Source organism: Desulfatiglans sp. (genome assembly GCA_012513605.1).
GTDB lineage: Bacteria > Desulfobacterota > DSM-4660 > Desulfatiglandales > HGW-15 > JAAZBV01.
Genome location: JAAZBV010000011.1, coordinates 52,054 through 65,021 on the forward strand (window position 1 = coordinate 52,054; position 12,968 = coordinate 65,021).

A 12,968-nucleotide genomic window follows, 5' to 3' on the forward strand; every position below is an offset into this window, starting at 1 on the left:
TGATACTAAAAATGCTTTCAACTTTCAGCCTTCAGCTATTAGATACGTTTCAATGGACCTTTTCCTATTGAAAAGACATTAAAGCCTGTCTCATAAAGTTTTTTATGATCCAGGATATTCCTTCCGTCAAATAAAAAGGCGGGTTTTTCCATTGAATCATATATGCGTTTGTAATCAAGCCCTTTATACACTCCCCATTCAGTAAGGATGGCTATGGCGTGACTGCCCTCAGCTGCCCTGTAAGGGTCTTCCTCATAGGTTATGTATTCCTTTATATCAGCAAGCTCCTTTTTAGCATTGATAATAGCCTTCGGGTCTGAGATAACCACATTGGCCCGCTCCTCAACAAGCCCCCTTGTTACATATATTGCAGGGGACTCCCTTGTATCTCCAGTATCCGCCTTGAATGCAAAACCAAACAGGGCAATCTTTTTACCTGCTATCGTATTGAACATGTTAACAAGGATATTCTGCACAAATCTCTTCTCCTGCCACTCATTGATCTTTACCACTGATTCCCAGTAGTCAGCCACCTCTATCAGGCCGTAACTCCGGCATATATAGACAAGGTTCAGTATATCCTTTTTAAAGCAGGATCCGCCAAAGCCTACACTCGGCTTTAAGAATTTACTGCCAATACGGGAATCAGTGCCTATTGCATAGGCCACTTCATTTATATCCGCCTCTGTCTTTTCACAGAGTGCGGAAAGGGAGTTTATGGATGAAATGCGCTGGGCAAGGAAGGCATTAGCCGTAAGTTTTGAGAGCTCTGCACTCCAGACGTTTGACTCTATGATCCTTTCACGTGGTATCCAGTTGGCATAGATATCCACAAGCTCTTTTCTGGCCCTTATACCAGACTCTGTCTCTCTTGAACCGATAAGTACCCTGTCAGGGGCCTCAAGGTCTTTTATTGCTGTGCCTTCAGCTAAAAATTCCGGATTTGAGAGCACCTCAAAGCTTATGCCACTGTCATTACTGTTCAGTATCCTCTCCATTGCCCTGGCGGTTCTTATGGGAAGGGTGGATTTTTCAACTACTATTTTATCACTGTCAGAGTTGGCAAGTATCTGCCTTGCGGTCTTTTCCCAGTACTGGAGGTCAGCTGCCATGCCTGCCCCCTGTCCAAAGCTCTTGGTCGGGGTATTTACAGAGACAAAGATGATATCTGCCTCTTTTATGTTCCTGTCTATCTCTGTGGAAAAGAACAGGTTCCTGTCTCTTGCCTCCTTTACAACGGGAAGAAGTCCTGGTTCATATATAGGGAGATTATCCGACTGCCACTCCCTGATTCGCTGCTCATTTATATCAACAACTGTAACCCTGTACTGAGGGCACTTGAGCGCAATCATGGCCATTGTAGGCCCCCCCACATATCCTGCGCCTATGCAGAGTATTTTCCTTTTGAAATTCATGATATCTCCTTTATGCGGTTGGTTAAAAGGCTTTATTATTTTACTTTAAAAAAATCAATATACCACTTTACAAACCTCTCAACGCCATCTACCACATTTACACTGGGTGCATAACCCAGATCCTTTACAAGGTCATCCACATCAGCCCATGTTGCAGGCACATCACCTGCCTGCATGGGCATAAAATTCTTCTTTGCCTCTTTTCCCAGGGCCTTTTCAATGGCCTTTATAAAATCCATGAGGTTGACTGGCGAATTATTCCCGATATTGTACACCTTGTATGGCGCAGGAGAAGAAGATGGATCAGGCTCCTTTCCGCTCCATTCGCTATTACCCCCGGGAGGATGATCCAGCACCTTTACTATACCGGTAACAATATCATCAATATATGTGAAATCCCTTTTCATATTGCCATTATTAAATACATCTATGGGGCTCCCCTCGATGATCGCCTTTGTGAAAAGGAAAAGGGCCATATCAGGCCTCCCCCAGGGGCCATACACAGTAAAAAACCTGAGCCCGGTAGTAGGTATGCGGTATAAATGGCTGTATGTATGGGCCATCAACTCATTTGCCTTTTTAGTGGCCGCATAGAGTGAAATAGGGTGATCAACATTATCATGTGTGGAAAATGGGTAATTTTCATTCAGGCCATAAACTGAGCTTGAAGAAGCATAAGCAAGGTGCTTTACACTGTTATACCTGCAGCACTCAAGAATATTTATAAACCCTGCAATGTTTGAATCTATATAGGCATAAGGGTTTGTGAGAGAATACCTGACTCCTGCCTGTGCAGCAAGGTGGCAGACCATATCATATTTTTCTGCCAGAAAGATACTTTCAATCCCTTTTCTATCCTCAAGGTTCATCTTTATAAAGCCGTAACCGGAATATTTTTTACTGTATGTCATTTTTCCGGGCACAATATCCTGCCTGTCGATACCGGCCCGCTCCAGCCTACCATACTTAACATTAACATCATAATAGTCATTTATGCTGTCCAGACCTGTTACCTTATCTCCCCTGTCAAGAAGCCTTATGGCCACATGAGAACCAATAAAACCCGCAGTACCTGTAACAAGTATCTTCATTTTATCTCCCTTAAAATAGATCATTTAAAATAAGTTTTGGAAGCTTATCAGATAAGATAAATCATGTCTAATTATTTCAGATATTAAAAGGGTTTAAGCATGCCTATGGCAATTTCCTTCTGTTTTAAAACCTGTTATTTTATTCATTAGAGGATAAAACAGAGATTAGCTAAAAAATGATTGAAAAAAAAAGTCTGTACAGGTAAAAGACTATCCGTCTTTATTTTTCTATACAGGATGAACAAGGGGCAAAAGAATGGATGTAATCAATGAATTTTTTGAATGTAAAGAGTGTGGCGGCAGGGATTTTCTCAGGATCTATCACTTCTCACTCCGTTTTCACAGTGTCAACTTTTCAGATTCACTGGTATATGATCGCCTGGTCGATGAGGTCTACCAGTGTAACGACTGTAAAAAAACATACAGCATTGATCAGATTGATGAGGTACTGGAAGCCATAAAGGCAAGGCATAAAAACACGGATCTGGAATAGCAAAAAAAGCGGGGTTCTTACAAATGAACCCCGCCATCAAATAATATCTTCACAGATATCTGACGGGTTATTTCTCACCGCTCTTATAATAGAATTGAAATTTATATTTTCCTATTTCTATATTATCAAACTCGTTCAGTTGAAGGCTCTCTTTAATGATCTTGCCATTTACCTTGAGCTTTCCTTCCATTGATGTAATTACATAGCCTGTCGGTCGTTTACTTATAGTCGCAGCGGTGGCCGGCATAAAAAAACCTGTAAGTTGTATTTCAGATGTTTCTGCCTTTCCGATCTTTGTGAGTTTTTTACTCAACTCGATTTCACCCATTTCAGCATGGCCGATAAAACTGATCATTCCTGTCTTCTGGGCTGTTGCCGCAGCGACCTGAACACCCGGCTGTTTGGCAAGAAGCTCCTTCTGCTTTGCAGTGTCAAGCATCATTGTCTTATCCATGTCTATCTTGGTCTCAGGTGTGGCTATTTTAACGGCCTGGCCATCACCCACAAAAAGGATACGATGCTTGCCAATAATGATATTATCTCCATGTGCAAGTTTATGGGATACTATCTTCTTGTCATTTACAAATGTGCCGTTGGTGCTCTGAAGATCAGTAAGGATATATTCCTTTCCTGCGACATCTATCCTTGCGTGGTAACCTGAAACAGCAAGGTTATCCACTGTAATTACATTGTCCTCATTACGACCTATTGTGATGCTCTCTTTCTTTAGAGGATATTCTTTAACTACCTGATTATTAAACATCAAGATAAGTCTGGCCATTATTATCTCCCTCAATATGAATTGTTATATATTATTCTTATTTTAATATAAATAGCAATAACTATTATTTAAACAGCATTATTTTTTTACCCGCCTTATGTACCACCACTGAAATATCAGAGAGTATATAGGAAATCCTGCTCATAAGACCACGCCTGGGCTTTGCCAGATCAGACAGGAAAACCGATACAATAGTTGTATTGTCATGGGCTCCCCTGTCAAGTACTGTACGTATAAAATTCCTGCATAAATTCTCCGGGTCAATTGAGTCTTCTATCATCTCCCGGATTTCTTCATCATTCATCAGGTCTGTTAACCCGTCAGAACAGATTACAAAACGGTCATTACCTGACGGGTCTATCTCGTAAATCTCCGGTTCAACACTTTCAGATGACCCCAGGTTCCTGGTAAGGATATGTTTCATGGATGAAAGTGAGGCATCTTCCTCGGTCATCATCCCCAGCGCAACCTGCTCTGCGACAATAGTGTGATCCTTTGAAAGCATTTCAATTTCACCATCCCTTAACATATATATACGGCTGTCACCCACATTTGCAGCTATGATCATGGATGGGGTGACAAGGAGCACAACAACTGTGGTACCCATACCCTGATATTGCTTCTTTTCAAGGGCCATCTCATAAACAACCCTGTTTGCAAGGCGTATCCCCCCAAGGATATAATTTCCCTCCCTTGAAAGCGAATCATCAGGTCCGCCGTAAATATCATCTGCGCTGGCATCCTCCTCCAGCCATCTTTTGTAACTTCTGTTTATTATATCTACAGAAATATGGCTTGCTATCTCTCCTGCCAGATGCCCTCCCATGCCATCAGCCACAATATAGAGGCCAAGAGAATCATCAACAGAAAAGGAATCCTCATTACCTTCTCTTTTAAGGCCTACATCGGTTATGCCTGATGATTTTATCAGCAAGTTTGAAAAACCCCGAAATCAATTATAAATACATTCAGGCCCTGAATTCTTTTATCCATACAAATAAACACAGGAAGGGCTTGTAATTCCGGCATACCATGGCAGACAGTTTTAAACCTGTTTTTCATCACCATTTACCTGCCCCTCCTTTTGCGTTTTCAGTTGATCCATCTTTTCGCCAAGCAATCTAAGTATGCGAGCCATCTGCCCGGCTGTCCTGAATCGTTTTGCAGGATTTTTTGCAAGCGCGCTGTCAAGTATCTGCTCGCATGCCTTAGGGATCCTGTTATTATATTCTCTGCATGATGTGTGCTGCACCTGGGTGATCTGATAAAGGAGACCGCTCAGGTTGTCACCATGAAAGGGTAATTCACCTGTGAGAAGCTGATAAAAAAGAACGCCAAGAGAGAAAATGTCAGATTTCAGATCTATTTTCTGCCCCATAATCTGTTCAGGGGACATATAATTGGGTGTGCCCAGTATAACCCCTGTTTTGGTCTTTGATGATGATATAGCCTTTGCTATCCCGAAGTCTGTAACCTTGACCTGCCCGTTCTTCAGAAGCATGACATTGGCCGGTTTGATGTCCCTGTGTATCACCCCATCCCTGTGGGCATAATCAAGGGCCTCTGCTATCTGTGCCACAATATTAAGCACAGTCCTGACAGGAAGCAGATTCCCCTTTTTTATAAATTTATCCAGGTCCTCCCCTTCCAGATATTCCATTGCCATGTAGGTAAGATCGCCGTCATCCCCGACATCATGTATTGTCACAATGGACTGATGGGATAATTTTCCGGCTATCTCCGCCTCCATGAAAAACCTTTCCTTTATCTCCTTGATTACATCCTCTTCAAATTCATCAGAGAACCGTATGGTTTTTATGGCCACAAGGCGGTTTATCTTAGGGTCCTGCGCCTTGTAAACAAGGCCCATTGATCCTTTTCCTATCTGGCCTATTATCTTGTACCTGCCGACCATGGTGCGTGCATTTACACTTGAATCACTGAGCACGCTTGAGGGTTCTTTTATACCCCTGTAACTCCCCATGGTTGAGGCATAATCAGATGCCTTCAGCATTGGAATCCTCTCATCAAGGTCCCTGAAGCCCCCGCTCTTATTGATGTAAGTGTAGAGCTCAATTGCCTTTACAGGCATGTTCTTCTTTTCATATTCAAGCCCGAGATTGTAGATAAGATCCTTTGTCTCCTTATCAAGGGGGAGTGACCTGAATTCTTCAAATGCCTCATCAAGTTCGCCCTGGCTCTGGAGATTAAGTCCCAGGATCCTGCTTGTCTCACAGGATCTTACATTTACTGATTTGGAAGGGTCATATTTTACTGCAAGTAATAAAGAGAGCAGCACTGTCCCAAAAATCATATTGCCTGTCTTTACCCACACACCTGCAAATAAAAAGGATGCAAATACTGCCAATATCATAACCAGTATAATGGTAATAAATAATATTAGCCTTGTGGAATGCCCCTTTGATGAAGCAAGGCGGATATAGGCAAATGTGAACAAAACAAAAAAGAGTATCTCAACATAAACAAGGTATGAGGGCCTAGCTGCGGAACGGCCATTCATCATATCGAAAAACTGGTCAGCTATAAGGGCTGTACTCTTCAAAGAGAGGTCAGAGTTCTCAATACCTGAGCCAGCCAATTCAATTAAAAAAACCTTATCCTTTGTATCATGCCTCTTTTCCATGTTACCGGTAAATTTTTCATAGCCGACAGTACTGTAGCTGGTCGGCTCACCCCTGTAAGGGGTATATATCCTGCCATTAATAAGGGGAATACCCAGATCCCTTATCATTATCATTGATTCATCAGGCTTTACCTGCGCAGGTTTCAAGCCGTGATATGATATTGCCATCCTCAGGGCAATTGTCGGCACAAGTGACCCTTTATACCCTGCATAAACAGGAAATGAGATATCATCCTGAACAGCCTTCCCATATTTACCTATAAACCCTGCCCCTGCCCTGCCAGCAATTTGCATGTGGTTAAAGGATGCAAGGGTCTCAACAGAGATAGAGTCAAGAAATGACCCATCCATCCCTGATGCATCAAGAAAATCAGGGTTTTTAATTGGGGTTGTGCCCGCGGGCATAACAGTCAAAGGTACGATTACAGGGCCTTTCAGGGCAGGTAAACCTGGTATTTGCCCCTCTTTTGCAAGCGCTCCTTCAAGCCTGTTAATGGATTCAAAAATAAAATCCCTGAACTCGGCAGGCTTTTTTTCATGAGGATACACTTTTACCTCACCAGCAAATGCCCTCACAGCCTCTATGGTTTGAACCGGCTCATCTGTTTTTGATAGAGATACAAAGGCAATAACCTTTGCCCCCCCCTCTGAAAGGGAGTCTATCAGCTTGATACAGAGCTGACTGAAGGAATCTCCTTTATTGGCCTGTTTGTCAAAGCCTTTTGTATCAAGGCGGACAATGACCAGATCTTCACTTTTAAAAGAGCTGTTTCCACTTATTAACCCTGAACCTGCCCTGTATAAGAAGCTGTCCACATGATCAATAAGGGGCCAGCTAAAAAAGGTGAGAATAACAAAAAGCAGCAGGATAAGTATGCCTGTAAGATAACCCGGCTTTGTTTTATTAATTGCCATATCAAACTTAAATAGAGGTTACTATTCTTGAGTTAGCCTTATTAATTTCCAATTATTTAAAAGATGTATCAAAACAACAAGTTATTGTCAAAAAAAAACATTTTTATTAAGATCAGCAGAATCCCTAGATATTTAAACCTTCCCTTATGCAACCCTTTATAGTCCCCAGAAAGGTCTTCTTATAGGCCTTCTCACACCTGCTCAAATGGGGCAGAGCCTTACTCAGATCATATGCCAGCTCCCTGCATGACTGGTACCTCTCTTCAACATTTTTGGCTGTTGCCTTTTTTATAATAGGCTGAAAAATGGCCTGCACAGGCGGTGACTGCGTGGATAAAGGCGCAGGTTTTTCATTAATTACCTTATAGAGTGTGGTATAAGGATTTTCCCCTTCAAAGGCCTTTCTACCCTCGATAAGTTCATAAAGAACGCACCCCAGTGAAAAGACATCGCTTGCCTTGGTTGCAGCAAAACCTTTAAGCTGCTCAGGCGACATATAGCTTGGCGTTCCCCAGAACCCCATAGGCTGGGTGCCATCTATCATGAGTGAAAGCCCTAAATCGGTTATCTTTGGAATTCCCTGTTTGTTCAGAATAATGTTTGAGGGCTTTATATCCCTGTGAATGACGCTGTTTTCATGAGCAAAATGTATCCCCTTGCATATATCTATCATTACCTCGCTTACCCTTGTTAAGGGCAGTAAATTTTTTATATCACAGAAGACATCAAGTGTATCGCCTTCTATATATTCCATAATGATATAAGCAAATTCAGGGCCTGCGTTCGAATCATAGATAAAAACAATATTGTCATGCATAAGTTTCCCAACAAGTCTCGCCTCTGAGACAAATCTGTCTACCCCTTTATTTGAAACCTTAACAGCTACATATCTCTTTTCAACCTTATCCCATGCCTTATAAACGAGCCCTGTGGCCCCTCGCCCCAGTATCTTGTTAAATTTGTACCTGTCATCACCTGTAGGATTAAGGCATATATCATCCGAATTTTTCATGACCATCTTTTTAAAAAGATCAAATACCGTTCTATTATGTTCTTCAAAATCATTACCGTTTGAGAAGGTCATTTCAACTCCGGCATAAAGAATTTCTAATACAATTAATGTCTGTTTCGAATATGCAATTATTCATATATTTTAAACCTTACTGTGTCGATCTATCTTTTTATCCTGAATATTAAAGTCGCATTTTTTAATTTTTGAAATTTTGCTGCCTTTGATTTTAAAGACTTCAGCAGTTTCACCAGCCCCTGATAATCCTGGAATCTGTTATCCGGTTCTTTGGCCATCATTTTTTCAATAACCTTTCCAAGTGCTGTTGATATTGCAGGATTTTTCTTTCTTAAAGGTGTAAGCTCCTCATTCAGGTGTTTGAGAAGCACCTCTTCTGCTGATTCACCCTCAAATGGCGCAAACCCTGTAAAGGCATGATAAAAAGATGCGCCCAGCGAATATATATCACTCCTGTGATCCATGGGAAGCCCCTGAATAGCTTCAGGTGATATGTAGAATGGAGAACCCACAATGCCCTCTTTATTTTTCTCACCCACATCAGCGGTTATTGCGACACCAAAATCGACCAGTTTTACAATATCCTGGCTGTTTATCATTATGTTCGCAGGTTTCAGATCCCTGTGAATTATATTTTTCTGACTTACCAGATCAAGCGCTTCACAGATTGTTATCAAATAATCTAGACCCTTTATTGAATAGAGTTTATCCCCTTTCCTGATCAACTCTGCAAGTGAAGCGCCTTCAATATACTCCATTGCAAAGTAGAGGATCTGATTCTCGTTGCCAATATGGAATATTGAAGCTATGTTCGGGTGATAAAGCTGAGAAATAAACCTCGCCTCTTTAATAAACATCTCCCTGAACTTTTCCTGAGCAGCAAGTTCAAAGGCTATTACTTTAAGCGCTACAGTCCTTTCCAGTGCAATATCCCAGCCTTTAAATACGCCCCCCATAGCGCCCGCGCCTATAAATGAAACAACCTTATAGTTATTCAGCTGCTTGCCAATAAGGCTCTGGTAAAACCTCTTTTCAAGAGATGCCCCTTTATTATTTTCCACATTATTCTCTTCTTCTGAATCATCACTACCGCGGGTAATAAATAGTGTTCGCTCAACATTTTTTATAGTCTGGGGCGCTTCCTGAGTCTTTTGCGGTATAACCGGCGGGGTTCCTTTCTGTAAATGGGACTTGATATACTTGAGGTAATCAATCCATTCGGCGCTTTTCTCCATCTCTACGCCTATCCCGGCATCTTCCGAAACATTAAGATTCTTAAAGGTAATGTGTTTTATAATGCCCTTAACAACCGATATCCCGGATGGCAATGAGATCCTTACATAGAGTTCAACCCCGGCCTTGCCAAGCATTGAGGTCTTGATAAACATCCCTTTGGCGCTGATATTCTTGATCTGACCAGGTATCCAGAGTATGCCATTCCTTGATATCTCTATCTTCAGGATGCGAAGCAGGGCCGCCCTTTTTGCCTCACGTTTCTCATCATCATTATCCGTTATTTTCACCATCTGTGTGGCGCTGTAGTCTATCTCCTGGTCAGACTGAGGTGTACTTTCATTATTATCCTTCTCAGGCGGAGGGCATATCTCGCTAATGCGCGCAGCCATATCCACAGGCTCCATGGGATATACGATAAAATCTGTTGCCCCGTCCTGAAATGCCCTTTTTGCACTTCCCTGATCATTGAGTGGGACACAGAAAATAAATGGAATCTTATCCCTCAGAGGGTCATTCTTAAGAAAACGCAGCAGGTCGTAACCGCTGACATCGCTTAATTTATTGTCACACAGAATAAGCTCGATAACATCAGACGACAGTGAAGATAGCACTCCCCGCATGTCCATTGCTGTTGATACAGAATAGCCGTAATTGAAGAGAGAATCAGATACTTCCTTCAAAAATTTCTCATCTCTGTTTATAAAGAGTATTTTTTTTCTATTGTTCATCGCCGTATGGATTAAACCCTTAAAATGAACTCCGTGAGTATCAAATTTTTCTAATCAAGACATAAGGTCATCATCTGATTCAGCTTCCATTAGCTTTCCCATTGGTGTCTGGTTTCAGGCATATCTGGACCGCGAAATATTGAGAACCTGCCCTGAAAATAAGCACCGCAATAGGCATCTTATCTGAGTGGCCCAGCTGGTGCCCGCTGCCTACTATTACTGATGGGAGTGATATCTCAAAGTGATAGGGCTGCCCGACAAAATCCTTTTTAGTAGAGCCTCCAATCATATTTACAATCTCAGCCACACCATCATGGATAAATTCAGCATTTATCTTATCTTCATCTGTGCCCATCATTCTTGCTATTATGGTCTGGGCCAGAGGCCAGTAGAAGGTTATACCCAGGATACCTTCTGCCCTGCCGGTAAGGGCTATCAACCCAGAAACATCGCCAAATATCTTAAAATCATTATCAAAATATACCTCTTCAAAAGACACATCCAGAGAAGCAACTGTTTTGAGCACCGTGCATGTATTTTTTACAAATGAATTGATATATTCTGTTTCTTCCTTTAGCGGCTGCCGGTTGGGAATAAGGTGACCACTTAATATCTGTCTTATCGCAGCAGGAGGATCCTGTAAAGATATCACCTCAGTGGCGCCGGCAGTAATAAATGATTCTATTGAGCCTTTATTATCCATAACCCTGAAAACGATAATCGGGATGTTCCTGAAATGGCATGCATACCTTAATTTGCGTATCTGTTTTGACAGTTCAGGGTTTTCATCCCCTTCCTGTAATATGATCATCCTGTAGTCTTTGAGTTCCCTGATGTTTTTAAAGGAGAGGCTCTCCAGGGTTATGGTATCACCAAGAAGATCATTTAAAAAATTTATGATCGGGGGACTGCAATCAATAGCAATTATTTTGTTTGGCATTTATTAATCTCCATCATTTCATATTCTGTCAAAATTCCTTGAATATGTGTTTTGAAAAGGCAAAACACATATAATCCTTTCAAAGATCAGATAGAACTATTTATGAATTTAATAAGCTCTTCGTTAGTAAAAGGTTTAGTGAGATATCCTTTTGCGCCCGCCTTCTTTGCGATGCTAACCTTGTCATCTTCAGATTCTGTTGAGATCATCAATACCGGAATATCTTTATACTTTTCATTTTTTTTTAATAATTTCAAGCAGTCCAGCCCTGTCATGCCTGGCATATTCCAGTCCATGAAAATAGCCCCTATTTTACCATCATGGTTTTCAAGCTGTTCAAACACCTCCTGCCCGCTGCCGGCCTGGATTATCTCTGTACCCATTGGCCGCATGGCATTCTGTATTATGTTTCTCATAACTTTTGAATCGTCTGCTATAATTACTTTCATACTATACCCTCACAATATGTAGTTTATTAGACCTGTGATTTCAGCATCTAAAACTGGAAAAAATATTTTGTAACTACCATATATCGACACATAGTAACAATTTCTTAAATATACAGGCTATTTTTCTTTACTTGACCTTATTTTTTTTAATTCCCAAAAAAAACATCAATCAGTGACTGGATTGAAAGAGGTGTATCATGTGCCAGGGAGAAAGACAGGATAAAGCACAAAAAACAGAAAATGGGGTTACATTACATTATAGTATTCGGCAAAAACATCTTTTACACACTATGCGGAATCATTTTAAAATGTATCATGCATAGTGGGTAACAGTAAGAGAAGCGTTTAAAATTCAATACCCTTCTGGCCTTGTACACCCGCCTGGTAAGGGTGTTTGACAGGACGCATTTCAGTGACAAGGTCAGCCGCATCCATTAATGATTTTGGCGCATATCTGCCTGTGAATGCAATGTGAAGATCTGCAGGTTTTTGCGTCAGTACATCAAGCACAGGTTGAAGATCAAGGATATTATAATTGAGGAGATAGGTGAATTCATCAAGCACAATCAAATGAAATTTGCCGCTTCCCATCACCGGTAAACACCATTAACAGACCTTTCTCCATTAATATTTCCTGCCTTTTTATTAAAGACCCCATCCATAAATGACTTACAGATGGGGTTCGTGTTATTAATATTCGTATCTCAAACCAAGATGGAATGTCCTGCCAGGCGCAAAATAACCCTGAATAGGGGCATAGGTTGAATCAAAGAGATTGGATATGTTCCCCTTAAGTAAAACGCGTCCAAACTCTTTAAACGCAAACAGTAGATAAGGTGACGACCTTTAAAATTATAATTTCATTCTAATTTATAAGCCTTTGCTGTCTTTTCCCCACGTTGAACCGAAATGCTTACTGCAGCTGGTGTGATGTCGAGCCGCCTCGCTACATCCACCATTGGTATTCCAAGATCAACCACCACCCAATAACATAGCAAATCCCTGGCATGTATCCTGTCTCTTTGCTTCCCTCTTCCGGTTATATATTCCTTTTCCAGTTCGAATATTTCACAGACCTTTTCAGTTACCTTTTCAAAAGTATATCCCAGACGTTTCAACTTATATTTCCTGGAAAATTGCTCTTCAGATTCTGACAGAACATCTATTACAAAATCACTTTCTCCTAATATCCGTTGATCGCTTTTTATTCGATCCTGGCCTTTCAACCTTATCTTCTTGATCTCATCCC

Annotated in this window: 13 protein-coding genes; 1 reads left to right on the top strand and 12 read right to left on the bottom strand. The window is 41.3% G+C overall.

Going from position 1 to position 12,968, the window contains the following annotated elements; genetic code table 11:
- Positions 1-38: 38 nt before the first annotated feature.
- Together GX654_01430 and GX654_01435 are read right to left on the bottom strand one after the other, a co-directional pair.
- On the bottom strand, positions 39-1,415 hold the full coding sequence (locus GX654_01430; GenBank protein ID NLD35511.1) for a nucleotide sugar dehydrogenase: 1,377 nt from the start codon (positions 1,413-1,415) through the stop codon (positions 39-41).
- A 35-nt stretch (positions 1,416-1,450) separates the two neighbouring features.
- Positions 1,451-2,506 carry an NAD-dependent epimerase gene (locus GX654_01435; protein NLD35512.1) on the bottom strand — a complete coding sequence of 352 codons (1,056 nt, stop codon included), beginning with the start codon at positions 2,504-2,506 and terminating at the stop codon, positions 1,451-1,453.
- A 256-nt stretch (positions 2,507-2,762) separates the two neighbouring features.
- Here GX654_01435 and GX654_01440 point away from each other — a divergent pair, with 256 nt between their 5' ends.
- Entirely contained in the window at positions 2,763-2,999 is a 237-nt protein-coding gene (locus GX654_01440; GenBank protein ID NLD35513.1) for a hypothetical protein, read from the top strand.
- Between the two features lie 67 nt (positions 3,000-3,066).
- Here GX654_01440 and GX654_01445 read toward each other — a convergent pair whose 3' ends face one another.
- From GX654_01445 to GX654_01490, 10 genes are all read right to left on the bottom strand, one after another.
- Positions 3,067-3,780, bottom strand: a complete 714-nt coding sequence (locus GX654_01445; protein NLD35514.1) for an FHA domain-containing protein — start codon at positions 3,778-3,780, stop codon at positions 3,067-3,069.
- 64 nt (positions 3,781-3,844) lie between these two features.
- Positions 3,845-4,714, bottom strand: coding sequence for a serine/threonine-protein phosphatase (locus GX654_01450; protein NLD35515.1), 870 nt, complete (start codon positions 4,712-4,714; stop codon positions 3,845-3,847).
- A 111-nt stretch (positions 4,715-4,825) separates the two neighbouring features.
- A complete protein-coding gene (locus GX654_01455) occupies positions 4,826-7,339 on the bottom strand; it encodes a serine/threonine protein kinase (GenBank protein ID NLD35516.1) in 2,514 nt (837 codons plus the stop codon).
- Between the two features lie 124 nt (positions 7,340-7,463).
- Positions 7,464-8,423 carry a serine/threonine protein kinase gene (locus GX654_01460; GenBank protein NLD35517.1) on the bottom strand — a complete coding sequence of 320 codons (960 nt, stop codon included), beginning with the start codon at positions 8,421-8,423 and terminating at the stop codon, positions 7,464-7,466.
- An 89-nt stretch (positions 8,424-8,512) separates the two neighbouring features.
- Complete coding sequence (locus tag GX654_01465) at positions 8,513-10,282, bottom strand: protein kinase (protein ID NLD35518.1); 1,770 nt, start codon at positions 10,280-10,282, stop codon at positions 8,513-8,515.
- A 127-nt stretch (positions 10,283-10,409) separates the two neighbouring features.
- A complete protein-coding gene (locus tag GX654_01470) occupies positions 10,410-11,270 on the bottom strand; it encodes a hypothetical protein (protein ID NLD35519.1) in 861 nt (286 codons plus the stop codon).
- A gap of 86 nt (positions 11,271-11,356) precedes the next feature.
- Positions 11,357-11,719: a response regulator gene (locus GX654_01475; protein NLD35520.1), complete on the bottom strand. Its 363-nt coding sequence runs from the start codon at positions 11,717-11,719 to the stop codon at positions 11,357-11,359.
- 345 nt (positions 11,720-12,064) lie between these two features.
- Positions 12,065-12,310 (bottom strand): cob(I)yrinic acid a,c-diamide adenosyltransferase, encoded by a 246-nt coding sequence (locus GX654_01480; protein NLD35521.1) that lies wholly within the window; start codon positions 12,308-12,310, stop codon positions 12,065-12,067.
- Positions 12,311-12,409: 99 nt separating this feature from the next.
- Entirely contained in the window at positions 12,410-12,547 is a 138-nt protein-coding gene (locus GX654_01485) for a TonB-dependent receptor (protein ID NLD35522.1), read from the bottom strand.
- 32 nt (positions 12,548-12,579) lie between these two features.
- The coding region (locus tag GX654_01490; GenBank protein ID NLD35523.1) for a transposase at positions 12,580-12,968 on the bottom strand (389 nt) is incomplete at its 5' end.